Annotated in this window: 24 protein-coding genes; 12 read left to right on the forward strand and 12 right to left on the reverse strand. The window is 71.1% G+C overall.

Translation table 11 applies throughout. The features are described 5' to 3' along the window. The first annotated feature begins 64 nt into the window (after positions 1-64). The 3 genes from VFV67_RS20595 to VFV67_RS20605 all read left to right on the forward strand — a co-directional run bounded on the left by VFV67_RS20595 (position 65) and on the right by VFV67_RS20605 (position 2,833). Positions 65-790, forward strand: a complete 726-nt coding sequence (locus tag VFV67_RS20595; RefSeq protein WP_326472213.1) for a peptidylprolyl isomerase — start codon at positions 65-67, stop codon at positions 788-790. Between the two features lie 184 nt (positions 791-974). Further along, on the forward strand, positions 975-1,871 hold the full coding sequence (locus VFV67_RS20600; protein WP_326472214.1) for an ROK family protein: 897 nt from the start codon (positions 975-977) through the stop codon (positions 1,869-1,871). A gap of 35 nt (positions 1,872-1,906) precedes the next feature. After that, positions 1,907-2,833: a helix-turn-helix domain-containing GNAT family N-acetyltransferase gene (locus VFV67_RS20605; protein ID WP_326472215.1), complete on the forward strand. Its 927-nt coding sequence runs from the start codon at positions 1,907-1,909 to the stop codon at positions 2,831-2,833. Here VFV67_RS20605 and VFV67_RS20610 read toward each other — a convergent pair. The 6 genes from VFV67_RS20610 to VFV67_RS20635 all read right to left on the reverse strand — a co-directional run bounded on the left by VFV67_RS20610 (position 2,823) and on the right by VFV67_RS20635 (position 10,625). Then, on the reverse strand, positions 2,823-3,401 hold the full coding sequence (locus VFV67_RS20610; RefSeq protein ID WP_326472216.1) for a peroxidase-related enzyme: 579 nt from the start codon (positions 3,399-3,401) through the stop codon (positions 2,823-2,825). The two genes, VFV67_RS20605 and VFV67_RS20610, sit on opposite strands and share 11 nt — an antisense overlap. A 297-nt stretch (positions 3,402-3,698) precedes the next feature. Beyond that, positions 3,699-5,540 carry a phosphoenolpyruvate carboxykinase (GTP) gene (locus tag VFV67_RS20615; protein WP_326472217.1) on the reverse strand — a complete coding sequence of 614 codons (1,842 nt, stop codon included), beginning with the start codon at positions 5,538-5,540 and terminating at the stop codon, positions 3,699-3,701. A 302-nt stretch (positions 5,541-5,842) separates the two neighbouring features. Beyond that, the gene (locus VFV67_RS20620; protein ID WP_326472218.1) at positions 5,843-6,586 is read right to left on the reverse strand and encodes a hypothetical protein; all 744 of its coding nucleotides are present in this window, start codon (positions 6,584-6,586) and stop codon (positions 5,843-5,845) included. A gap of 79 nt (positions 6,587-6,665) precedes the next feature. Continuing rightward, positions 6,666-8,507: a dynamin family protein gene (locus VFV67_RS20625; RefSeq protein WP_326472219.1), complete on the reverse strand. Its 1,842-nt coding sequence runs from the start codon at positions 8,505-8,507 to the stop codon at positions 6,666-6,668. Further along, positions 8,504-9,019 (reverse strand): nucleotide exchange factor GrpE, encoded by a 516-nt coding sequence (locus VFV67_RS20630; RefSeq protein ID WP_414636305.1) that lies wholly within the window; start codon positions 9,017-9,019, stop codon positions 8,504-8,506. The genes VFV67_RS20625 and VFV67_RS20630 overlap by 4 nt, the downstream gene beginning before the upstream one ends. Positions 9,020-9,038: 19 nt before the next feature. Continuing rightward, positions 9,039-10,625, reverse strand: a complete 1,587-nt coding sequence (locus VFV67_RS20635) for a dynamin family protein (protein WP_326472221.1) — start codon at positions 10,623-10,625, stop codon at positions 9,039-9,041. A 107-nt stretch (positions 10,626-10,732) separates the two neighbouring features. Here VFV67_RS20635 and VFV67_RS20640 point away from each other — a divergent pair, with 107 nt between their 5' ends. Further along, positions 10,733-11,242 (forward strand): hypothetical protein, encoded by a 510-nt coding sequence (locus tag VFV67_RS20640; protein WP_326472222.1) that lies wholly within the window; start codon positions 10,733-10,735, stop codon positions 11,240-11,242. On the opposite strand, the gene VFV67_RS20645 is transcribed toward VFV67_RS20640, so the two are convergent. After that, positions 11,196-11,612, reverse strand: a complete 417-nt coding sequence (locus VFV67_RS20645; RefSeq protein ID WP_326472223.1) for a GntR family transcriptional regulator — start codon at positions 11,610-11,612, stop codon at positions 11,196-11,198. The genes VFV67_RS20640 and VFV67_RS20645 overlap by 47 nt on opposite strands. A 124-nt stretch (positions 11,613-11,736) precedes the next feature. Here VFV67_RS20645 and VFV67_RS20650 point away from each other — a divergent pair, with 124 nt between their 5' ends. From VFV67_RS20650 to VFV67_RS20680, 7 genes are all read left to right on the forward strand, one after another. Further along, positions 11,737-12,912, forward strand: a complete 1,176-nt coding sequence (locus VFV67_RS20650) for a sensor histidine kinase (RefSeq protein WP_422652949.1) — start codon at positions 11,737-11,739, stop codon at positions 12,910-12,912. Between the two features lie 9 nt (positions 12,913-12,921). Beyond that, entirely contained in the window at positions 12,922-13,578 is a 657-nt protein-coding gene (locus tag VFV67_RS20655) for a response regulator transcription factor (RefSeq protein WP_326472451.1), read from the forward strand. Between the two features lie 165 nt (positions 13,579-13,743). After that, complete coding sequence (locus tag VFV67_RS20660) at positions 13,744-14,700, forward strand: ABC transporter ATP-binding protein (RefSeq protein WP_326472224.1); 957 nt, start codon at positions 13,744-13,746, stop codon at positions 14,698-14,700. After that, positions 14,697-15,458: an ABC transporter permease gene (locus VFV67_RS20665; protein ID WP_326472225.1), complete on the forward strand. Its 762-nt coding sequence runs from the start codon at positions 14,697-14,699 to the stop codon at positions 15,456-15,458. Before VFV67_RS20660 ends, VFV67_RS20665 begins: the two co-directional genes overlap by 4 nt. 224 nt (positions 15,459-15,682) lie before the next feature. Further along, positions 15,683-16,261 carry a hypothetical protein gene (locus VFV67_RS20670; RefSeq protein ID WP_326472226.1) on the forward strand — a complete coding sequence of 193 codons (579 nt, stop codon included), beginning with the start codon at positions 15,683-15,685 and terminating at the stop codon, positions 16,259-16,261. Between the two features lie 61 nt (positions 16,262-16,322). Then, entirely contained in the window at positions 16,323-16,958 is a 636-nt protein-coding gene (trmB, locus tag VFV67_RS20675) for a tRNA (guanosine(46)-N7)-methyltransferase TrmB (protein WP_326472452.1), read from the forward strand. Between the two features lie 30 nt (positions 16,959-16,988). After that, positions 16,989-18,305: an amidohydrolase gene (locus VFV67_RS20680; RefSeq protein WP_326472227.1), complete on the forward strand. Its 1,317-nt coding sequence runs from the start codon at positions 16,989-16,991 to the stop codon at positions 18,303-18,305. A 10-nt stretch (positions 18,306-18,315) separates the two neighbouring features. Here the strand turns inward: VFV67_RS20680 and VFV67_RS20685 are convergent, their stop codons facing one another. The 5 genes from VFV67_RS20685 to VFV67_RS20705 all read right to left on the reverse strand — a co-directional run bounded on the left by VFV67_RS20685 (position 18,316) and on the right by VFV67_RS20705 (position 23,443). Beyond that, on the reverse strand, positions 18,316-20,298 hold the full coding sequence (locus VFV67_RS20685; protein WP_326472453.1) for a PhoX family phosphatase: 1,983 nt from the start codon (positions 20,296-20,298) through the stop codon (positions 18,316-18,318). A gap of 157 nt (positions 20,299-20,455) precedes the next feature. Next, positions 20,456-21,205: a hypothetical protein gene (locus tag VFV67_RS20690; protein WP_326472228.1), complete on the reverse strand. Its 750-nt coding sequence runs from the start codon at positions 21,203-21,205 to the stop codon at positions 20,456-20,458. After that, a complete protein-coding gene (locus tag VFV67_RS20695) occupies positions 21,202-21,717 on the reverse strand; it encodes an RNA polymerase sigma factor (protein ID WP_326472229.1) in 516 nt (171 codons plus the stop codon). The genes VFV67_RS20690 and VFV67_RS20695 overlap by 4 nt, the downstream gene beginning before the upstream one ends. Before the next feature lie 31 nt (positions 21,718-21,748). After that, the gene (locus tag VFV67_RS20700; protein WP_326472230.1) at positions 21,749-22,831 is read right to left on the reverse strand and encodes an inositol-3-phosphate synthase; all 1,083 of its coding nucleotides are present in this window, start codon (positions 22,829-22,831) and stop codon (positions 21,749-21,751) included. A gap of 48 nt (positions 22,832-22,879) precedes the next feature. After that, positions 22,880-23,443 (reverse strand): PadR family transcriptional regulator, encoded by a 564-nt coding sequence (locus VFV67_RS20705; protein ID WP_326472231.1) that lies wholly within the window; start codon positions 23,441-23,443, stop codon positions 22,880-22,882. 153 nt (positions 23,444-23,596) lie between these two features. On the opposite strand from VFV67_RS20705, the gene VFV67_RS20710 reads away from it, so the two are divergent. Then, positions 23,597-24,001: a DUF5318 domain-containing protein gene (locus VFV67_RS20710; RefSeq protein WP_326472232.1), complete on the forward strand. Its 405-nt coding sequence runs from the start codon at positions 23,597-23,599 to the stop codon at positions 23,999-24,001. Positions 24,002-24,075 lie beyond the last annotated feature (74 nt).

The raw sequence follows: 24,075 nt of genomic DNA on the forward strand, positions 1-24,075 counted from the left end.
GACCCGGAGCGAACCATTAGACACAGCCGCCTGGGTTGCCGGGGTCCCGATTGAGCTGTCCGTTGTGGACGAGCGGGAGCGGGCGATCCGGTCCGGGCCGCATCGTTCGGCGCTGCCGGTGCCGGGCAGTAGCGAGGGTCGGCAGCTGCGACGTTGGCTGGTGCAGCTGATCGCGGCCGAGCGGGTGGTTGCGGGGCAGGCGCGGGCCAGCGGGGTGACCGCGGCCGGTGCGCCGGACCTGGCCACGCTCGCCCCGGACCGGGCGGCGCTGCTGGAGCTTGGCAGCGTGGCGGCCGCCCTGCTGGAGCGCCAGCCGCTGGCCAGGGCGCTGTTCGCGGCCATCACCGCCGCGGTGCGGGTGCCGCCGGAGCGGGTCGCGGCCTACCACGCGGCCAACCCGGAGCGGTTCGCCGAGCCGGAGTGCCGGCTGGTGCGGCACGCGGTGCTGGCCGAGCCGGACGCCGACCCTGCGCTTGCCGACCGGCCGGTGCGCACGCTGCGCCGGGGTGAGCTGGTCGGCCCGGTCGAGACGGCGGTGTTCGGCGCGGCGGTGGGCACCGTGGTCGGGCCGGTCCGCGACCCCCTCGGCTGGCACGTGCTGCGCATCGAGGCGGTCCGGCCGGCCGGCGCGCGCCCGTTGGCGGCGGCCGAGGCCGAGCTGCTGGCCGCCGGCCGGCGCCGGGCGTTCACCGCCTGGCTGGACGGCCGCACCGCCGAGCTGGTCCGGCTGGCCCCGGGCTACGAACATCCCGGCGATCCCAGCCAGCCCGACAACACCCACCGACACTAGGCCGTGCACAGTGGACCATTGAGACGAGTCTCGGCCCAACCAACGCAACCCCAGGGGCACCGTGACGCAACCCAGCCACAATCAACCCGCCAACCGCACCACCGGCTGGAACGCAACAACAGCAGTAAAATCCCGGAGAGGCGGATTGGAGAGGCGGACCAGCCGGACCGTACTCGCGGTAGACGTGGGTGGCACGAAGATCGCGGCGGGGGTGGTCGACGAGACCGGCCAGGTGCTGTCCGGGATCGACCGGCCGACCCCGACCGACCATCCGGAGACGACGTTCGGCGCGGTGCGGGCGGCCGTCGAACAGGTGCTGGCCGCGAGCGAGGTGCCGGTCGACGCGGCCGGGATCGCCTCGCCGGGTCCGCTCGACGTGCGCGCCGGCCGGGTGAGCCCGATCAACATCCCGAGCTGGCGCGATTTCCCGCTGCGCGACCGGGTGGCCGCGCTGCTGCCGGACCGCCCGGTGGCGCTGGCCGGCGACGGGTTGTGCATGGCGCTCGGCGAGCACTGGGTGGGCGCCGGGCGGGGCAGCGAAGCGATGCTCGGCATGGTGGTGTCGACCGGGGTCGGCGGCGGGCTGGTGCTGGGCGGCCGGCCGATGGACGGCCGGAGCGGCAACGCCGGGCACGTCGGGCACATCGTGGTGGAGAGCGCGGACGGCTGGCCGTGCAGCTGCGGCGGGAAGGGCTGCGTGGAGACCGTCGCGAGTGGACCGCACCTGGTGCGCTGGGCCCGGATGCAGGGCTGGCAGGCGCCCGACCATGCCGACGCCGCGCACCTGGCTGCGGCGGCGCGGGCCGGCGACACGATCCCGCGGACGGCGTTTCGGCGCTGCGGGTGGGCGGTCGGCCTCGCGGTGATCGCCACCGCGGTGACCTGCGACCTGGATCTCGCGGTGGTCGGCGGCGGGGTGGCGCTGGTCGGCGACCTGCTGTTCGACCCGATCCGGGAGACGCTGGCCGAGCATGCCCGGCTGTCCTTTCTGGACACCCTGCGGGTGGAGCCGGCAACGCTCGGCCGGGGTGCCGGGCTGATCGGGGCGGCGGCCCTGGCGCTGGACGCGCTCACCCGATAACGTTGACTCAGTCAACGAATTGGTTGTGATGAGCAATGAACGCAGACGTTCCCGCCGAGCGCGTCGCGGCCGTGCGCGAGTTCAACCGGATGTACACCCGGGTCATCGGGGTGCTCGACGAGAGCCTGCTGAACTCGCCCTACTCGCTGACCGAGGTGCGGGTGCTGTTCGAGCTGTCCCTGCCCGGCACCACCGAGGTACCCACCCTGCGCCGCGCGCTCGGGCTGGACGCCGGCTACCTCAGCCGGCTGCTGACCAAGTTCGAGGCCGGCGGGCTGATCGTGCGCACCCGGTCCGACCGGGACGCCCGAACGCAGGTGGTCGCGCTGACCCCGGTCGGCCGGGACGTGTTCGCCCGCCTCGACGCCCGGTCCAACAGCCAGGTCGGCGAGTTGCTCGACGGCTTGGCCGAGGACGACCAGGACCAACTGGTGCGCGCCATGGGCACGATCCGAACCAGGCTGGACCGCACGCCCCGGCCGGACACGGTGGTGCTGCGCCCGCCCCGGCCCGGCGACTACGGCTGGGTGGTGTACCGGCACGGCGCGCTCTACGGCCGGGAGTACGGCTTCGACGCCACGTTCGAGGGGCTGACGGCGCAGGTGATCGCCGACTACCTGGCCGACACCGACCCACGGGCGCAGGCCGCGTGGATCGCCGAGGTGCAGGGCGAGCCGGCCGGCTCGGTGTTCTGCGTGCGCCAGGACGAGATCACGGCCAAGCTGCGGCTGCTGCTGGTGGAACCGGCCGCCCGCGGCAACGGCGTCGGCTCGCGACTGGTCGACGAGTGCCTGGCGTTCGCCCGCGCGGCCGGCTACCGGGCCATGGAGCTGTTCACCGTGGACGTCCTCGCCGCCGCCCGCCACATCTACCAGCGGGCCGGCTTCCGGATCGTCAAAGAGGAACCCCAGCGCCTCTGGGGCCGAGACCTGACCGGCGAGACCTGGCGGCTCAATCTCTAGGCAGCCGGCCCATGAGGTGGAACTCCTCGTTGGGGCGCAACGCCATCAGGTGTGCCATCCGGTTGGACAGGGCGAACAGCGCGGTCACCGCGCCAACGTCCCAGATCTCCTCGTCGGTCAGCCCGGCGTCGCGGGCCGCGTCGATGTCCTCACCGGTGAACGCGCCGGGGTCGACCGCGAGGGCCAGCGCCAGGTCGACGATCGCCCGCTCGCGCCGGCTCAGCTCGGCCGACCAGGGATTGGTGGCCACCCGGTCGGACAGGTACGGATCCCGGGCTCGGATGCGCAGGATCGCCCCGTGCGCCACCACGCAGTACGTGCAGTGGTTCGCCCCGGAGGTGGCCACCACCACCAGTTCCCGCTCGGCCTTGGTGAGCCCGGTTTCCCGCTCCATCACGGCATCGTGGTAGTCGCAGAACGCCCGCAGCTCCGCCGGGCGGTGCCCGAGGGCGAGGAAGACGTTGGGAACGAAGCCGGACTTCTCGGCGATCACCGCGATCCGGTCCCGGAGATCATCGGGCAGCTCGTCCAGCGACACCGCCCCGAACCTGCTCACGTCCTGCGCCATAGGCCCCAACCTACGGCCCGAGCGGACACCCCGAGTAGTCAGCTCCTCGGCGAGGGGCGAACGGCCACCATCAGCACACCACCCAGACCCAGCACCAGCATTGCCAAACCGGCGATCATGGCACACCTCCTTCGTCCCTCGTGACTGACATCACTGATAGGACGTACCAAGAAGGGTGCGCGTTGCTTCTCCTTGTGGGCAACCGAGTTTCGAGCCGGTCTCGATCCGGTGACGGGCGGCTCCACAGGCTGTGCACAGTGACGTCCACAACCTGTGGATACCCCGCTTACCGCAATTTCATTCGCTTTCGGCGTCCGTCGCCAGGCGTGTCCTGAGCGCATCCAGCTCATCGCGGAGCGTGGTCGGCAGCCGGTCGCCGATCTTGTCGAACCACTCCTCGATCAGCGGCAGCTCCTCGCGCCACTCGTCGACGTCGACCGCGAGGGCCGCCTCGATGTCCGCCCGCGGAGCGTCCAAACCGGACAGGTCGAGATCGTCGGCGGTGGGCACCCAGCCGACCGCGGTCTCGGTCGCGGCGGCCTTGCCCTCGATCCGCTCGATGGCCCACTTCAGCACCCGGGAGTTCTCCCCGAAGCCCGGCCACAGGAAGCGCTTGTCCTCGCCGCGCCGGAACCAGTTCACGTAGAAGATCTTCGGCAGCTTGGCCGCGTCGGCCTTCTTGCCCATCGCGATCCAGTGCCGGAAGTAGTCCCCGGCGTGGTAGCCGATGAACGGCAGCATGGCCATCGGGTCCCGGCGGACCACGCCGACCTTGCCCTTGGCCGCGGCCGTGGTCTCCGAGGACAGCGTGGCGCCCATGAACGTGCCGTGCTGCCAGTCCCGGGACTCGGCGACCAGCGGGATGGTGGTGGCCCGGCGGCCGCCGAAGAAGATCGCCGAGATCGGCACGCCCTTCGGGTCGTCCCACTCCGGCGCCAGGATCGGGCACTGCGCCATCGGCGTGCAGTACCGCGAGTTCGGGTGCGAGCTGGGCTCGTCGCTCTCCGGCGTCCAGTCCCGCTGCTTCCACGAGGTCAGGTGCGCGGGCGGGTCGCCCATGCCCTCCCACCAGATGTCCCCGTCGTCGGTCAGCGCGACGTTGGTGAACAGCGAGTTGCCCTTGGCGATGGTGCGCATCGCGTTCGGGTTGGTGTGCCAGTCGGTACCCGGGGCGACGCCGAAGAAGCCGTACTCCGGGTTGACCGCGTAGAGCCGGCCGTCATCGCCGAACCGCATCCAGGCGATGTCGTCGCCGAGCGTCTCGACCCGCCAGCCGGGGATGGTCGGCTCCAGCATGGCCAGGTTGGTCTTGCCGCACGCGCTCGGGAAGGCCGCGGCGATGTAGTAGACCTTGTTCTCCGGCGAGATCAACTTGAGGATCAGCATGTGCTCGGCCAGCCAGCCGTGGTCCCGGCCGATCACCGAGGCGATCCGCAGCGAGTAGCACTTCTTGCCGAGCAGGGCGTTGCCGCCGTAGCCGGAGCCGTAGCTCCAGATCATCCGCTCCTCGGGGAAGTGGGTGATGTACTTGATCTCGTTGCACGGCCACGGCACGTCCGCCTCGTCGGCGTCCAGCGGTGCGCCGAGCGAGTGCAGCGCCGGCACGAACTCCCGCTCCTCGCCGCGCTCGTCGAAGAACTGGGCCAGGGCCTTGTCGCCCATCCTGGTCATGATGTGCATCGAGACCACGACGTACTCGGAGTCGGTGATCTCCACGCCGAGCATCGGCTGCTCCGCGGACAGCGGTCCCATGCAGAACGGGATCACGTACATCGTGCGACCACGCATCGAGCCTCGGTAGAGCTCGGTCATGATCGCCTTCATCTCGTCCGGCTGCATCCAGTTGTTCGTCGGACCGGCGTCGGCGGGGTTCTTCGAGCAGATGAAGGTGCGCTCCTCGACTCTGGCGACGTCGCCGGGGTCGGAGGCCGCCAAGAACGAGTTGGGCTTCTTCGCCAGCCTGGTCAGGGTGCCCGCCTCGACCAGCTTGGTGGTGAGGCGATCCCACTCGGCGTCCGAACCGTCACACCAGACCACCTGGTCCGGCGCGGTCAGCTCGGCCACTTCCTGAACCCAGGACAGCAGCCGGGCATGGGTCGTCGGTGCCTGGTCCAATCCCGGAATTGCCACTGCCGTCATCTGCCTCGTCTCCTAGACGTAGCGCAAAAGTCATCAAGGACGCCGTCGTCCTCCCGGACTCCAGCGTCCTCGTAAACCGAATGGCAAAGAGCCCGCCCGGTATTCGCGAGCGGGTCCAGCCGCTAGGTGATGGACAGAGGTTAACCCGCATATGCGCAGCTAACCGACACCTGCCGTGTCTTCTCCCTCACAAGACCGATCTGGGAATCGATTCAGCACTCAGATGTCGCAAGTGCCCAATAACACAGGATCCCGGCGCCTGCACAACGCGCCGGGATCCGATTACGGAAATGTGGTGAGGATTACTTCGCTTCGGCCCACACCGAGTCGGAGCCGGGGGATTCGGCACCGCCCGAACCCGACCCGGGCTCAAAGCTGCCGTCCGGGTTCAGGTGGCCCTCCTCGACGACCTCCCAGTTGTCGCCGCCGGTGTTCTGGGCCACGGTCACGTCGCCGTCGGCCTCGATCACGATCGCCTGGTCGGCGTCGCCGTCGCCATCGGTGTCGGTGAAGGCGTAGGTGTTGCCCTCCTCGTCGGTGACGATCGCGGTGTCGTTCTCGCCGTCGTTGTCGGAGTCGTACTCGGCCGCGCCGGCGTCGAACTCGCCGTTCGGGGTGGCCACGCTGATCGACTCGCTGTCCGAGTCGGAGTCGGTGTCCCGGTCGCTGTCGGAGTCGGAGTCGCTGTCCGAGTCGCGGCGCTCGCCACCCTCGTCGGCGCCGTCACCGCTGGGCGTCGGCAGCTTGTCCACGTCCTCCTCGACCCACTCGCCGCTGGCCTCGTCGTACTCGGCGCCGCCGACGACCTTGCCCTCCTGGTCGAACTCGACCGCGACATCGGCGGTGCCGTCGCCGTCGGTGTCGGCGAAGGCGATGTAGCCGTCCTCGGTCTCCACCACGGCGGTGTCGTTGTGGCCGTCCCGGTCGAGGTCCTCGTTCTCCTCGACCTCGTAGGTCTCCCCGTCCACCTCGACGGTCAGCTCGTCGTTGCCGGTGTCGGTCTCGGTGGTGGTCGTGGTGTCGTCACCGTGCTCGTCGACGTACACGGGTGGAACCCCCAATCGGTCCTTAGGCTCTCGTCGGCTGGTATGACTGACCGTGGGCCCGTCCGGTTCCCGCCCGGGGTCAGGACCTGTCCCGAACGGAACGGATGCTGGCCAGTAGCTGCTCGGCGCGCTCGCGCCCGGAGCCGACCTCGGTCAGGCGCTTGTTTACCACAGCAAGTCGCTTGGACCGCTCGTTCGCGTCAAGTCGCAACGCCTTGTCCACCGCGCGCAGCTCGTCCTCGATCCCGGCGATCCGCCGGCCGAGCGCCTCATCGAGGGCGAGCGAGAGTTGCGACTCCGCCTCGATCAGCTGCTCGGCCACCAGCTGGTCCAGGGTGGACCGGGCGTCGGCGATCGACTCGGTCAGCCACTGCTTCATGTGCTGCTTGTCCGCGGTGTGCCGGCGGGTCTTGGAGATCCACCAGCCGGCGCCGAGCCCGATCACGATCGTCGGGACGAGCAGGATCGGCGCCGCGATCGCCCCGGCCAGCGGCAGCAGCGCCATCTTGCCGGCCCCGAACCCGCCGGTGACGCCCATGAACACCAGCAGCTTGTCCTCGGCGGTCGGTGGGCGCTTGTCCGCGGGGCGCAGCACGATCGGCGACGAGCCGGCCCGGGCGAACTGGGCCCGGATCACCTCAAGCTCGTCGGGCTGGAACAGCTCGCCGAGCACCACCTCGGTCACCTGGTTGAGCCGGTTGCCCACGCTCCCGCTGATCCGCGCGGACACCATCTGCAGCGCGATGTCCACCTGGCCGGGCAACTCGCGCAGCTGGTCCTTGCCGGCCGCGTCGATGGCCTGCCGAAACCACGACTGCACGTCCCGCATCTGCCGGCTGACCTCGTGGTTGTTCTCCACCCGGGTGCGCTGCACCTCGCTGCGCAGCTTGACCTGCCAACCCTTGGTGGACGAGCGGCGGTCCGCGGTCAGCTCGTCCTTGCGCGTCCGCAGCGCCTCCGCCTCGGCCTCACCGGTGGACAGCGCCCGCCGCTCGGCCTCCAGCCGGACCCGCAGCGCACCGAGGGCGGTCGACAGGGCCCGCAGCGTGTTCGCCTCGGACAGCATGATCGACCGGCCGACCAGCAGGTCCTGCATGGCGGTGCGCAGTTCGTCGACGCCGGAGCGCTCGCGCAGCATGGCGGCCGCGTCCGGGTTGGGCGCCTTGCCGGCCAGTTCCCACATCCGGGCCGAGACCGGATGGAACCGGGCCCCGGCGAACCGTGGGGCGTGCTCGGCGAGCAGCGCCACGTTCGCGTCGAGCACCTGCCGCCAGCCGCGGTACTGGTCTACTTTGGACAGTGCGAACAGCACCGTCTCCACCCGTTCCCCGACGCCGGCGAGGAAGTTCAGCTCACCGACGGTGAACGGGGCGGACGCGTCCACCACGAACAGCAACGCGGTGGCCGACGACGCCGCCTCCCTGGCCAGCTCGCCGTGCACCGACTCAAGCCCGCCGACCCCCGGAGTGTCTACAATGGACAGCTTGCTGAGCAGTTCGACCGGGCCGTCCACCTCGACGTAGCGCGGCGGCAGCTCGCCGGCCGGCAGCTCGTGCGCCGCGGACACCCAGCTGATCAGCTCGGTCAGGTCGATCGGGACCGGGGCGAGCTGGCCGGGATAGCAGGCCCGGGCCTCCCAACGCTCGGCGTGGCCGAACACCAGGTAGGTGGCGGTGGCCACCTCGGCGTCCACAGGGGACAGTCCCGGCTGTCCGAGCAGCGCGTTGACCAGCGAGCTCTTCCCACGGTTGGTCTCGCCGACCACCACGACCGACGGGTTCTTCTTGCGCCGCGCCCGGATCTCCTCCACCCAGCGGGCCGCGTCCGGGTCGGACTCCCCGATCAGCCCGAGCAGCTTCTCGCGCGCCTGGGCGACCTGCTTGGGCAGGGAGAGTTGAGTGGGGGCAGCAGCAGACGTCACGGCGCCATCCGGTTGTAGACCGTCACCACCGGCGCCCGGAGCATGTGACCGCGGTCGGCGAAGCCGACCACCTCGGTCTCCGCCACCACGCCGTTGAGCGCCTCGTCCTCGGTGGCCACCGTGCCGCCGGCCTCGTGCTGGGCCGGGTCGAACCGCTGGCCGTCCGGGCGCAGCGCGGTGACCCCGACCGCGGCCAAACCCTCCTCGATCCGCTCGGCCACCCCGGAGCTGCGCGCCCGGTCCAGCGCGTACATGCACAGGTGCACCAACGACTTGCGTTCCGCGAGCGCCTGGTTGACCACGTCGTCGTCGACGCCGTCGGCAAGGTCGGCCGCCTCGGCGGTCAGCCCGGCGTCGAAGTCCGCGCCGGCGATCACCCCGTCGGCCGCGATGACCGACGAGGCGCCGTCCGTGCCGGACCGCGCCGCCTCGGCGATCACGCTCGCCTTCACCTCGATCGTCGACTCGGCCGAGTCGTCCTCCGGCCGGACCCGCTTGAACCAGGAAGGCACCCGGCTCACCCCCGTCCTCTCACTCTGCCCGAAGCTGCTGCCAGATCAGGAAGTATGCGCGGTGCACCACGTGGGCGACCCGGCTTTGCGCGGGTGTCGCGCCGAACGAGGCGAACGAGCGCCACCAGCCGGCCCGCTCCAGCGCGAACGCCGCCAGCTCCCGCTGCGGCCGGCCGCGCATGCCGAGCTGCTCGCCGACGTCGGCGTGGCTGCCCACCCGGAGCACCTCCTCGGCCAGGTCCTCCGGCATCGCCACCGCACCGGAGGTGACCAGGGTGAGCGCCTCGAGCAGGCGCAGCTGGTGCGCCTCCGGCTTGGCCAGCAGCACCTCGATCGCGTCGTGCACCCGCTGCCGCTCGCCCGGGTCACCGGAGGCGTGCGCCAGCGCGGTCACCGAGGCGAGCGCCGCCGCGGCCTTGATCCCGTCGGCCCTCGCCCGGAACACCGCGTCCAGCCGGCCGCGCACCAGGGCAAGGCCGGACGCGTCCAGCAGCCGCCTGCGCAGCGCCCCCGCGGTCAGGTCCGGCTGGGCCCGCAGCGCGTCCACCGCGGTGCGGATGCCGTACAGGTCCAGCTTCTCCAGCAGTCGCACCCGGGTGCCGGCCGGCACCTCGCACTCCCAGGTGGTGAAGATGTCCGCGGAGAGCACCATGGTCTCCCAGGTCGCATCGTCCAGTTGGGACAGTTGGCGCAGCGCGTCGGCGTCGGCGGAGGTGAACCCGCCGGACTCGGCCGACTCGGCCAGCAGACCGATCACCGGGATCACGTCGGCCACCCGCGGCTTGAGGCTCTGCGCCTGCTTCTCGGCCAGCATCGTGGCGGCCTTCCAGACGTCGCCGTCCGAGCCGGCCACCGACTCCGGCGCGATCGTGTCGGCCTTGTTCAGCACCGCGATCGCGTTGACCGGGCCGGCTTCGCGGCTGGCCGTGGCCGCGGTGAACGCCGCCAGCGCCTGCTGGTCGTCGGCCCGCACGCCCTGGGTGACCACGTACAGCACGGCTTCGGCGCCGGCCACGGCGCTGCGCGAGGTCTGGTCAAGATCGTCGTCACCGGTGGGACCGTCGTCGGTGTCGGCGGAGTCCTCCGCGTCTTCCTTGCGGTGCCGGGCGGCGCCGAGCAGCTGCTCGGTGCGGCGCACCGAGGCCGCGTCCAGCGAACCGAGGCCGGGGGTGTCGATGACCGTGAGATCCCGCAGCACGGCGTTGGTCAGGTACGCCTCCAGGTGCGAGACCTGATCGAAGTCGACCTCGAGATCGTTCGGGATCACCCCGCCCGCGTCGAACGGGAGCACCTGCTTGCGGCCGTCGGTGAACACCACCTCGACCCGGTCCACCGTGCCGTACTGGAACCGGGTGACCAGCCGGGTGCACTCGCCCACGTCTGTCGGCGCGACCCGGCGCCCGATCAGCGCGTTCACCAGCGTCGACTTGCCGGACTTGATCCGGCCGGCGACGGCGACCTGCAACGGCGCGGACAGCCGGCGCAGCACCTCGCGGAACCCGGCCGCGGTGCGCGCCGAGACCTGCGGCTGCAACCGGTGGCAGAGGTGCGCCACGGCGGCGGACAGCGGTCCGGCAACGTGTTGCTGCTCGGTCGCCGTGGTCACGCCGCATCCCCTTCCGCTCTCGCCCCAGATCGTGCCATGACCGGGCGGTTCGCCGGAGTTCGTTGTGGGTATCCGGGTGCGCGAAGGCTCCGGCGGAAGGATGTTCGGTGGACACCAGCAGCTATGTGATGTTCCTGATCTTCGGCGTCGCGTTGGTGGCGCTGGACGCGGTCATCGTGTATCGCAGCGGCCGGTCGTACCTGAACGAGGTGTACCGCGATCCCCGGGCATCCCGCTCCATGGTGCAGTTGGTCACGGTGCTGTTCGTGCTGATCGTGCTCGGTGTGCTCGCGCTCATCTCCACGATCGACATCGACACCGGCAACCAGGTGCAGAACGTGGTGATCAAGCTCGGCGTGGTGCTGCTGGTGCTGGGCGCCGCGCACGCGGCGACGATGTCGATCCTGTCGCACATCCGCGACCGGATGCGGGGCGAGCAACTGCTGGCCGAGAGCATGCCGAACCAGAATCAGAACCAGGACCTGCCCGCCGCGCCGGCGACCACCCCGGTCAACCAGGTCAACCAGGTCAACCCGATCGGCGACGAGTACAACGACCGGCACCCGGCGGTCAGCCCGCCGATCGAGGAGCACCAGAACCGGTACCCGACCACGTGACCCGGTCGAAGGCCGCCACCACGGCGGCCACGGCCCGGTGCACATCCGCTCCGGCCGTCCTGGCCGTCGCCGCATACGCGGCGGCGGCCGTGGCGAGTGGTTCGAGCCGGTCCGGCGCCGCCGGCTGCGCGGCCACCACGGTCCCGTTGCGCCGGGCCGTGCGGAGTACCCGGGCCTCCTCCAGTTCCCGGTAGGCGCGGGCCACCGTCCCGGGCGCGACCCCGAGGTCACCGGCGAGCCGCCGGATCGTCGGCAGCCGCGCCCCGACCGCCAGCCGGCCGGTCTGCACCAGCCACAGGATCTGATCGTGCACCTGTCGCCACGGCGCCAGCCCGCTGCCCGGATCGAGCACGATGCGTCCCCAGTCCACCCGTAGACCCCCGTTTGTATCAATGATCTGACACAAGCGTCGCACGTCGTGTCAACATCTGGTCGGACGGCGGATCAGACCGCGGGCCGACGTGCGCGTACCCGGGTCTGCCTACGCTTGGCCGGTGCGGCGGTTGAGTCTGTGGCTGAAGGCGCACCCGATGGTCGGCGACAGCGTGCTCGCCACCGGGCTCGCGCTGTTCGACATGCTGCTGTTCGGCGCCCGCTACCCGGCCGTCAACGGCGACATCGACCCGTGGGGCGTGGCGTTCCCGCTGATCCTGATCGCCGTGCTGCCGCTGGTGCTGCGGCGCAGACGCCCGGTGCTCGCGGCCTACCTGCTGCTGATCGTCGGCACCCCGCACTCGGTGTTCGAGCTCGGCGTGGCCAGCCTCGTCACGGTCTGCATCGCGCTCTACACCCTGGTCGCCTACGTCGGGCGCCGGTCCGGGCTGCTCTACCTCGGCGCGAACCTTGTCGTCGCCGCCGTCCAGCTGCCGATCCAGGCCGATTCCGGCGTCGAGCTGGCCGCGAGCGCCCTTACCGGGCTGTTCTGCTACGCGTTCTGCTGGGTGCTCGGTGAGTTTGTCGGGGCCCGCAAGGCCTACCTGGCCGAGGTCGAGGCCCGGCTGCACCTGCTGGAGACCGAGCGGGACCAGCAGGCCCGGATCGCCGTCGCCGAGGAGCGGGCCCGGATCGCCCGCGAGCTGCACGACGTCGTCGCGCACGCGGTGAGCGTGATCGTGGTGCAGGCCGACGGCGCGGCCTACACCGTGCGCTCCGAGCCCGAGGCGGCCGAACGTGCGGTGCGGACGATCTCGGCCACCGGGCGGGAGGCGCTGACCGAGCTGCGCCGGCTGCTCGGCGTGCTGCGCAGCGAGGAGTCCGGCGAGGAGCGCGCACCGCAGCCGGGCACCCGGTCGCTGACCGAGCTGGCCGAGCGGGTCCGCGCGGTCGGCCTGCCGGTCCGGCTCGAGCTGGTCGGCGGCATCGACGACCTGCCGGCCGGGGTGGGCCTGGGCATCTACCGGATCGTGCAGGAGGCGCTGACCAACACGCTCAGACACGCCGGGCCGGGCGCGTCGGCCGTGGTGGAGGTGCGCAGGGTGGGCGACCGGGTGGAGCTCGACGTGCTCGACACCGGGATGACCGGCGCCCGGGCCCGGCTCGGGCTCTCCGGTGGCAACGGGCTGATCGGCATGCGGGAGCGGGCGCACGTGTTCGGTGGCACGCTGCGCGCCGGACCCAGTCCGGCCGGCGGCTGGCAGGTACACGTCGTCCTTCCGGTCGGGACCGGTTGAATGACGGCCGTGATCCGGGTGGTGCTGGTGGACGACCAGGAGCTGATGCGGGTCGGGTTCCGGATGGTGCTCGGCGCGCAGGCGGACATGGAGGTCGTCGGCGAGGCGGGCAACGGCCGGGAGGCGGTCGAGCTGGTCGAGGCGCTGCGCCCGGACGTGGTGCTGATGGACGTGCGGATGCCGGTGCTGGACGGGGTCGAGGCCACCCGGCTGATCACCGAGCGGGGCCTGTCCAAGGTGCTCGTGATGACCACCTTCGACCTGGACGAGTACGCGCTGTCCGCGCTGCGCAGCGGGGCAAGCGGGTTCCTGCTCAAGGACACCCGGCCGGACCACCTGGTCTCCGCGCTGCGCTCGGTGGCCAGCGGCGACGCGGTGGTCTCGCCGAGCGTCACCCGCCGGCTGCTGGACCGGTTCCTGGGGTCGGGCAACTCACAGCTGCGCGACGCCGCCGTGCTGGACGTGCTCACCGACCGGGAGCGCGAGGTCATGCTGCTGATCGCGCAGGGGCTGTCCAACACCGAGATCGCCCGCAAGCTGTTCCTGTCCGAGGCGACGGTGAAGACCCACGTCGGCCGGGTGCTGTCCAAACTGGACCTGCGGGACCGGGTGCAGGTGGTGGTGCTGGCCTACGAGACCGGTGTGGTCCGCCCCGGCATGGACTAGGGGGCCAATTCAGGGTCGGCTCAGGGTGGTCACTGATCGCTTCAGACCACAGGTTGATGGACGCTACTCCCGAAAGCTGATCGCAGGTGTCGACCTCAGTAGGACGTGCGCAGACCCGGCGTGCCGACAGCATTGGTCAACGTCAGCTCACGACAGGGAGAAACCATGATCGAGGCAGTTGGCCTCACCAAACGATACGGCCGGACGGTGGCCGTCGATGATCTTTCGTTCACCGTCCAGTCCGGACGCGTGACCGGGTTCCTCGGACCGAACGGCGCCGGCAAGTCGACCACCATGCGGATGGTGCTCGGCTTGGACGCCCCGAACGCGGGCGAGGTGCGCATCGACGGCAAGCGCTACCGCGAGCTGCACCACCCGCTGCGGATGGTGGGCGCGCTGCTGGACGCCAAGTGGGTGCACCCCAACCGGTCGGCCCGGGCACACCTGCGCTGGCTGGCCAGGTCGAACGACCTGCCGGTCAAACGGGTCGACGAGGTGCTGGACATCGTCGGCCTGACCGACGTGGCCGGCCGCCGGGCGGGCGGCTTCTCGCTGGGCATGTCGCAGCGGCTGGGGATCGCCGCCGCGCTGCTCGGCGACCCGCAGGTGCTGCTGTTCGACGAGCCGGTGAACGGACTGGACCCGGAGGGCATCCTGTGGATCCGCCGGTTCATGCACCGGCTGGCCGACGAGGGTCGCACCGTGTTCGTCTCCAGCCACCTGCTCTCCGAGATGTCGCTCACCGCCCAGGAACTGGTGGTGATCGGCCGCGGCAAGCTGATCGCGCAGAGCAGCACCGACGACTTCGTCGCGCACGCCACCGAGAGTTCGGTGCTGGTGCGCAGCCCGCAGCTGGACACGCTGCGCACGGCGCTCGGCCGGGACGGCGTGCGGGTCCGGGACGAGGGCGAGCACCTCGTGGTGTCCGGGCTGGAATGCGCCGAGATCGGCGAGCTGGCCGCGGCCAACGGCGCGGTGCTGCACGAGCTCAGCCCGCAGCGCGGCTCGCTCGAGGAGGCCTTCATCCAGCTCACCGGCGACTCCGTCGAGTACCACGCCGGGCTCGACGCCCCCGTCGCCGGCACGCCCGATCTCGTCACCAGTGGGGAAGTGAACCGATGACACTGCTCGCCGTCGAACGCATCAAGCTGCTCACCACGCGCTCGCCGCTGTGGTGCACGCTGCTCGCCGTCGGGCTCACCGTCGGCTTCGCCGCGCTGATCGCCGGGGTCGACTCGGAGAGCCCGGTGACCATCGCCAGCACCCAGTTCGGCTACAACTTCGGGCTGGTCGTGGTGATGGTGATGGCCGCGCTGGCGATCACCACCGAATACCGGTTCTCCACCATCCGGGCGACCTTCCAGGCCATTCCGAACCGGTCGGCCGTGCTGCTGGCCAAAGCCACGGTGGTGGCCGTCGTCTCCGGCCTGATCGGACTGGTCACCGCGTTCGGCTCGGTGGCCATCTCCAAGCTGATCGTTTCCGAGGCCGACCTGGCCATCAACACCGCCTTCGAGTGGCGGGCGGTGGCCGGGGTGAGCCTGATCTACGCGATCGCCGCGGTGATCGCGGTGGCGGTCGGGACGCTCATCCGACACTCCGCCGGCGCCATCTCGCTGCTGCTGATCTGGGTCATGCTGGTGGAGAGCCTGGTCTCGCTGATCCCCAAGATCGGCGACGACATCCAGGAGTGGATGCCGTTCTACGTGGCCAACAAGTTCCTGACCGGGAACCCGGACCTGACCAACCGGCCGCTCGAGGAGGGCCCGCCGCCGTCCAGCGCGGTGCTCAGCCCGTGGTGGGCTCTGGCCTACTTCGCCGGGATCGCCGTGGTCCTCCTGCTCGTCGCGCTGTTCACGGCGAACAAGCGGGACGCCTGACCACAGGTACAGGGGGAAGCGGCCCGGGCCACCGACGGGGGGTGGCCCGGGCCGCTTGACGTGGTCCGATTCTTTGCGGCCGTGTTTTGTACAGCAGACCCGGGGGTAAAGGCTACGTTAAGTGGATGTGAGCTTGACCACACCCCGAGGACAGACCTGCAGGGCACCGGGTCAACTCGACGGTGACGGTCAGCGAAACCTGCCCTTGGAGTTGACTTTTGCCGGTGGTTGACACCAGCCCGTCCCAGCAGACCGCCTCGACGGGCGAACCCACGAGCCCCGACGAGGACCTTCGGGTCGAACCGACGGTCGCTCTGGAATGGGCGCAGGCCCTCGAGCAGTGGGGCGGCGAGCGGGCCGCCAAACCCGCCGACGCCCGCGGGGCCTGGCTGCACCGGGCGCCCGAGCACCAGGTCCTCACGTTCTATCTGGCGGCTCGCGCCTACGACCCGAACCTGCCGGCGCCCTGGTGGCTGCGGGCGCTCGCGGCCGGCTCGATCCGGTCCCGGGTGGACGGGTTCGCCGTCGAGGACCGGGTGGCCAAGCTGCTGGCCAGCCGGCCGGGCTGGGTGTACGTGCCGTGGGTGGCCGAGGGCGACTCGGGGTTCTGGGAGTACATGCCGTCCGAGCGGGCGCTCACCGTTCCGGGCGTGCCCACCACGCTGTTCCTCACCCACCGGCATACCGGCTGGCTGGACGTGATCCCGGTGCACGCCGGCGAGACGCCCGAGCCGATCCCGGTGCAGGGTCCCGCCGACCTGCGGGCCAACCTCGCCCGGCTGGAGTCGCTGCGTCCCGCATAGCATTCGGTCCGTGACCCAGGCACATCGCACCGTGGTGAGCTTCGTGCACCGCGGCCGGCGGATGACCTCGGGCCAGGCGAAGGCCTGGCAGCGCAGCTGGTCCCGGCTGGGCCGTGAGCTCGGCGAGCTGCCGCCCGGCCCGCTGGACACCGACGCCCTGTTCGGCCGCTCCGCCCCGGTGGTGCTGGAGATCGGCTCCGGCATGGGCGAGACCACCGCCCGGCTGGCCGCCGCCGCGCCCGGGGTCAACTACCTGGCGGTCGAGGTCTACCAGCCCGGGCTGGCGCAGCTGATGATGCGCGCCGAGGAGGCCGGGCTGGCCAACCTCCGCCTGGTCCGCGGCGACGCGGTGGTGCTGCTGTCCGAGCACGTCGCCGCCGGCTCGCTCGCCGAGGTGCGGATCTTCTTTCCGGACCCGTGGCCCAAGGCCAAACATCACAAGCGCCGGCTGGTCCAGGCCCCGTTCGTCGCCCTGGTCGCCGACCGGCTCGCCCCCGGCGGCATCCTGCGCCTGGCCACCGACTGGGAGCACTACGCCGAACAGATGCTCGCCGTCTGCTCGGCCGAGCCTCGGCTGCACAACCCGCACGACGGCTGGGCGCCCCGTCCGGAATGGCGCAGCACCACCAAGTTCGAACACCGCGGCGAGCACGCCGGCCGGACCATCCGGGATCTTCTGTTCGAGCGGATCGGCTGACAATTCAGCGCCGGGTGGCAGGATCTGCACATGCCGACGGCCTTTCGTTTGCGAGCTCCGGTCGTGCTGCCCTGTGATCCCGGGTGCCCGGCGCTGCGGGACGCGGTGCTGGACGTGGACGAGACCGGGCGCATCACCCACGTCGGGCCGGCGGCCGACGCGCCGGACGCCGGCGACGCGCCGGTGCGGGACTGCACCGGGATCCTGTTGCCGGGACTGGTGAACGCGCACGCGCACAGCCCGATGACGGTGCTCCGCGGGATGGGCGGGGACCTGCCGCTGCTGCGTTGGCTGCACGAGGTGATCTGGCCGGCCGAGGCGCGGCTCACCCCGGCCGACATCGGCGCCGGGATGCTGCTCGGGTCGGTGGAGATGCTGCGCGCCGGGGTCACCACGAGCACCGAGATGTACTTCCACGGCGAGGAGCTGGCCGGGGCGGTGCTGGCCTCCGGCGCCCGGCTGGTGGCCACCATGGGGATCATCGACGCGCCCGGCTGGGACTGGCGCAAGATGCTCGCCGGGGTGGATGCCTGGATCGACGCGGACGGGCTGCGCAGCGGTCCGGGCGAGCGGATCGAGGTCGGCTACGGGCCGCACGCGGCGTACACGCTGCCCCCGGAGGCGCTGACCATGGTCGGTGCGGCGGCCCGCTCGCGCGGCGCGCTGGTGCACATTCACGTCGCCGAGTCCGCCGGCGAGGACACCACACAGCGCGGCCGGTACGGCTCGGTGCCGGCCATGCTCGACCGGCTCGGCCTGCTCGGCGGCCGGGTGCTGGCCGCCCACGCGGTGCACCTGTCCGACGCCGACATCGAGCTGTTCGCCACGCACGGGGTGGCCGTCGCGCACTGCCCGGGCTCGAACGCCAAGCTGGCCTCGGGCATCGCCCGGGTGCTCGACCTGCGCGCCGCCGGTGTGCCCGTCGGACTGGGCACCGACGGTCCGGCCAGCAACGACGACCTGGACCTGTGGGAGGACATGCGGCTGGCCGCACTGTTCGCCCGTTTGTCCACAATGGACTCCGCGGCGCTCGGCGCGGCGGACGCGTTGCTGATGGCCACCCGGGGCGGCGCGGAGGCGTTGGGGCGGGACGACATCGGCGTGCTGGAACCGGGTCGCTGGGCCGACATCGTGCACGTCGACGTGGACGACCCGGCGTTCGTCGGCGGCCTGGACGTGCCGGACGAGCAACTGGTGGCCAACCTGGTCTGGGCCGCCGGATCGCGCCGGGTGCGCGACGTCTGGGTGGCCGGCGAGCAGGTTGTGGCCGCCGGCGAGCCGACCCGCGTGGACCGGGCCGAGGTGCAGCGGGCGGCGGGCGCGGTGACCCGCCGCCTGCTGACCTGACCCGTGCTTGCTACTCGCCGATCAGGCCGGGTCCGAACCGGCCCGGTTTGAACACCGCCACCACGGCCGGCCGGGGCTGGCTGCTGCCGCCCTCCGGCCAGTGCGAGGTGGGCGCCTCGATCGTGCCGCCCTCACCGGGATGCTGCACCGACACCAGCACGAACCGGTCCCGGACCACCGGGCCGCAGGTCTCCGCGGCCGTCGGCACGGTGAGGAACTGCTTGACGTGCCCGCGTTCCCGCCCCTCCAGCGGAACCGCGAACAGCCCGTCGTTCGAGCCGAGCGCGTTGCCGTCGGTGGACACCCACAGGTTGCCGTAACTGTCGAAGGCCACGTTGTCCGGACAGGAGATCGGGCTGACCTGGGTCTTGTCGTACCCGCCGAAGTAGGTGTCCGGGCTCGCCGGGTCGCCGCAGACCAGCAGCAGCCGCCAGGCGAACCGGGTGCCGGTGTGGTCGCCGCGCCGCTCCTCGATCTCCAGCACGTGCCCGTGCCGGTTGACGTTGCGCGGGTTGGCCTCGTCCGCGGGCGGCTGGGTGGGCGCGGCGCCCCGGTTGGTGTTGTTGGTCAGCGCCGCATAGATCCGCCCGGTCCCCGGGTGCGGCTGCACGTCCTCCGGCCGGTCCATCTTGGTGGCGCCCACCGCGTCGGCGGCCAGCCGGGCGTAGACGTACACCTCGGCGGCGGTGAACCCCGGCACGAACGAGGTGTCGTTGTGTGCCAACGGAATCCACTCGCCGCTGCCGTCGAACTCGCCGTCGGACGGCAGCCTGCCGGTGCCGTCGATCTCGGCCGGCGGGCTGTCCCCGGTGAACTTCGCGACGTAGAGCGTGCCGGAGTCGAGCAGGCGCTTGTTGTGCTCGCGGTCGCGCCGGCCGTTCCCGCGCCGCATCCGCTCGTCCGAGACGAACTTGTACATGTAGTCGAACCGCTCGTCGTCGCCGAGGTAGGTGGCCACCCGGCCGTCCCTGGCCACGTGCACCGCCGCGCCCTCGTGCTTGAACCGGCCGAGCGCGGTGTGCTTGACCGGCGGCTCGTCCGGCGCGTACGGGTCGATCTCCACGATCCAGCCGAACCGGTTGGCCTCGTTGGGTTCCTGGGCCAGGTCCCACCGCCGGTCGAACCGCTCCCACTTGCGCTCGCTCGCCCCGGTCGGGAAGCCGTACCGGGCCAGCCGGGCCCGGGTCACCGGGTCGGCGACCTGACCGGCGTTGGCGAAGTACTGGTTGATGTTCTCCTCACCGGAGAGCATGGTGCCCCACGGGGTCAGGCTGCCGGCGCAGTTGTTCAGCGTGCCGAGCACGGTCGTCCCGGCCGGGTCGGCGGATGTGCGCAGCAGCGCCGAGCCGGCGGCCGGCCCGCGCACGGTGAACGGGCTCAGCGCGGTGAGCCGGCGGTTGTAGCGCCGGTCCAGCACCGCGTGCAGCTCGCCGGAGCGCTGCTGCTCGATCACCACGACCGACATGCCGTGCGCGGCCCAGGCGATCCGCACCTGCTCCTCGGTCGGGTTGGCCGGGTCGTAGCCGGCGAACAGCATCGGCTCGGTGGTGTACTCGTGGTTGCTCACCATGAGGAACCGGTTGTGCGACAACGGGGCCAGCTCGCAGAAGTCGTTGTTGAACCCGTACTGCCTCGCCTGTGCGGCCGCGGTCTGGTTGGCGAAGTCGAACGCGGGCGCGCCGGGCAGCACCGGGTCGCCCCAGCGGATCACCAGGTTCTGCCGGTAGCCGTCCGGGATGACCACCCGGTCCTCCCGGTTCGGCGGCACCGGGGCGAAGTTCACGCCGCGCGGGCCGCGCTGCCGGGTCGGCTCGGCGGCGACGGACCCGGCCACACTCGTCACACCGGCGCCGGCGACCGCGATCACCGCGCCGGCCTTGAGCATGCCGCGCCGGCTGACGACGCTGCGCACCACGTCGCCGAAGTAGGCGTTGTCCGAGGTGTTGGGCGCCTCGTGGGCGCAGGCGTCGCCGCACCGGTAGCGGCAGGTCATCGGGGAGCGACCGGGCGAGTGCGTGACGTGCAGCGGGATCAGCCGTTCGGGTTGGTCGGCGGGGGACACCGTGCGCCTCCAGGGTTTCGGGGACGGCCCGAAACTAAGAGAGATGAACCAGCTACACAAGGCATCCAGGTGAACACCCGACGAACGGCTAGCTGATTCCCGAGTCCAGCACCGTGCCGGCGGCGTCCCGCGCGGTGAAGCAGAACCCGACGTAGCTGGTGGCGAACTGGGCCTGGAACAACACCAGTTCGGCGGTGCGGGCCAACTCCTTGACCGTGGCGGGACTTCCGTCGCCGGCACACACCTCAAGCTTCGCGACCTGCGGCGCGGTGACGAACAGCAGCGTGCCGGGCAGCGGGCCGCCGCCGAGGACCCCGCCGTCCAGAATGGTGTGGGTCTGCACCAGGCCGGGTGGCTGCCTGGCCGGCCATTCGGTCGGCAGCAGGACGCAGTCCGGCGAGATCGCGGCGAAGGAATCCGGGGACGTCGGCTCCGCCGTGCCGACGTAGGTGGAAACCACGCACAACCGGTTGATCCAGCCGGCCGCCCCGGGCTCGCGTTTCACGAAGGTGATGACCTCGCGGGTGACCGGCCCGGCGGTGTACCGGCCGAGGGCGAACGGCCCGGCGATCACCCGCATCCAGGGCACCTCGCTCGGCGGCGCGGTGGTGGGCGGCGGGGTCGGCGGGGCGGCCGGCCGGGACACCACCAGGGCGGGCACCAGCACCAGCGATCCGGCGACCACGGCAGCGGCCGCGCCGGCCAGCAACAGCCGGTGGGGCGGGCGGCGATCGGCGGCGAGCCTGCGCTGCTGCTCGGCCCACGGGTTCTCGCTCGGCGGGACGGTCGCGGCCAGCGAGTCCAGCCCCGTGCGCAGCCGCCGCTCCAGCTCGGTCATCGCGTGTCCTCCTCGTCCGGCCAGACCTTGCGCAGCCGGGCCAGCGCCTGATGGACGGTCGCCTTCGCGGTGCCGACCGCGATGCCGAGCGTCTCGGCGATCTCCGCGTGGTCGAGGTCGAGCCAGTAGCGCAGCACGAGCACCCGCCGCTGCCGTTCGGACAGCGCCGCCAGAGCGGTCCGCAGCGAGCCGTGCTCCAGCCGGGTCAGCACCTCGGCCTCGGCGGAGATCCCGGGCGCGGGCGGGTCGTCCGGCACCCGGCGCACCACCCGCAGGTGGCGCAGCCGGGTCCGGCACAGGTTCACCACGATCCGGCGCAGGTAGGGCAGCGCCTTGTCCGGCCCGGCCAGGGTGTGCCACCGGGCGTGCAGCCGGACGAACGACTCCTGCGCGATGTTCTCCGGGTCGTCCGCGCCGAGCAGGAACGCCAGCCGCTTCATCGTCTCGAACGACTCGTCGAACAGCGCGGCGAAGCCCTCCTGGGTTCCCGCCTCGGTCGCCGCCGTCCGCATAACCCCTAGACGGCGTGGCCCGGGATTCGGTTTAGCGCTCCAGCTCGCCCCGGATGAACTTCTCGACGGCCTCGTGCGCCTGCGTGTCGGAGTACTGCTCCGGCGGGGACTTCATGAAGTACGAGGAGGCGGACAGGATCGGGCCGCCGATGCCGCGGTCCAGGGCGATCTTCGCGGCCCGGACCGCGTCGATGATCACACCGGCCGAGTTGGGCGAGTCCCACACCTCCAGCTTGTACTCCAGGTTCAGCGGCACGTCGCCGAACGTCTTGCCCTCCAGCCGGACGTAGGCCCACTTCCGGTCGTCCAGCCACGGCACGTGGTCCGACGGTCCGATGTGGACGGACGCGCGCTCCATCTCGTGCGGGATCTGCGAGGTGACCGCCTGCGTCTTGGAGATCTTCTTGGACTGGAGCCGCTTGCGCTCCAGCATGTTCATGAAGTCCATGTTGCCGCCGAAGTTGAGCTGGTAGGTGCGCATCAGCTCGACGCCGCGGTCCTCGAACAGCTTGGCAAGCACCCGGTGCGTGATGGTGGCGCCGACCTGGGACTTGATGTCGTCGCCGACGATCGGCACGCCGGCCTCGGTGAACTTGGCCGCCCACACCGGATCCGAGGCGATGAACACCGGCAGCGCGTTCACGAACGCCACCCCGGCGTCCAGCGCGCACTGCGCGTAGAACTTGTCGGCGTCATCGGAACCCACCGGCAGGTAGGAGACCAGCACGTGGGCCCCGGACTCGCGCAGCGCCGCCACCACGTCGACCGGCTCGTCGTCCGACTCGTCGATCATCTCGCGGTAGTACTCGCCGAGACCGTCCAGCGTGTGCCCGCGTTGCACGGTCACGCCGAGCGGCGGCACATCGCAGATCTTGATCGTGTTGTTCTCGCTGGCCACGATCGCCTCGGACAGGTCCCGGCCGACCTTCTTCGCATCCACGTCGAACGCCGCGACGAACTCGATGTCGCCGACGTGGTAGTCGCCGAACCGCACGTGCATCAGACCCGGAATACGGGCCGCGGGGTCGGCGTCGCGGTAGTAGTGCACCCCCTGCACGAGCGACGCCGCACAGTTCCCGACCCCGACGACGGCTACCCGAACAGTCTCGCTCATCGCGACTCTCCTTCTCCCTTTTCCGCCTTGACCCCGGTCACCCTCGGCTCAGCTGGTGCTGCCGCCGCGCTGCTCGCGCTGTTCCTCCGCGATCAGCTCGTTGAGCCACCGCACTTCCCGCTCGCTGCTCTCCAGCCCCAACCGGTGCAGCTCGCGGGTGTAGCGGTCGATCTGCTCGCCGGCCCGCGCCATCGCGGCGCGCAGGCCCTCCCGGCGCTCCTCGACCCGGCGCCGCCGGCCCTCCAGGATCCGCATCCGGATCTCGGCCGGGGTCCGGGAGAAGAACGCCATGTGCACGCCGAAGCCTTCGTCGTCCCAGGTCTGCGGCCCGGTGTCGGCCAGCAGTTGGGCGAACCGCTCCTTGCCCTCGGCGGTGAGCTTGTAGACCCGTTTGGCCCGCCGGCCCCAGCTGCGCGCCGCCTTGTCGTCGGCCTCCTCCTCGGGCGCCTCCTCGACGATGAGCCCGGCGCGCAGCAGCCTGCGCAGCGTCGGGTACAACGAGCCGTAGGAGAACGCACGCAGCGTCCCGAGCATGTCGTAGAGTCGTTTGCGCAGCTCATAGCCGTGCATCGGGGCTTCGTGAAGAAGCCCGAGAAGCGCGAACTCGAGCATCGGTATCCCCGTCTCGGACGCCGTGACCTACCGCGCCACTATATCGCGCCGATACATCCGTGCTTGAAACTGTGTCGATCAACACGTCGCCACCCGACCCGGTCGGCCAAACAGCCCAACGTCGTGATAGGTGCTGCGGTTACGCTGTTCGTCGTGCAAACACAGCGGCAGGTGGTCGACTACGCGTTACAGCGCCGGGCGCTGCTCGCGGACGTCTACTCGGGCCGCGTCGGCACCATGGAGGTGTGCGACGCCAGCCCGTACCTGCTGCGGGCCGCCAAGTTCCACGGGCAACCGAGCGATGTGACCTGTCCCGTGTGCCGCAAGGAACCGCTCACCCGGGTGTCCTGGGTGTACGGTGACGAGCTCAAGCACGCGGCCGGGTCCGCCCGGGCCCCCGAGGAACTGGCGCGGATGGCGGCGCTGTTCGAGGAGTTCACCGTCTACGTGGTTGAGGTATGTCGCACCTGTTCTTGGAACCATCTGGTGCAGTCATACGTCCTGGGGACGGGTGGACTGGATACCCGAAAGCAACGCAGGAGGACAGCGGCGGAGTGAACACGTTGCAGGACGTGAGACAACTTCACCTACTGTCCCGAAATGACCACGGAGCGGCACGTTTCCCCGGCGTG

It is taken from the genome of Actinophytocola sp., from assembly GCF_035762905.1.
In the GTDB taxonomy this organism is placed as follows: Bacteria; Actinomycetota; Actinomycetes; order Mycobacteriales; family Pseudonocardiaceae; genus DASYTH01.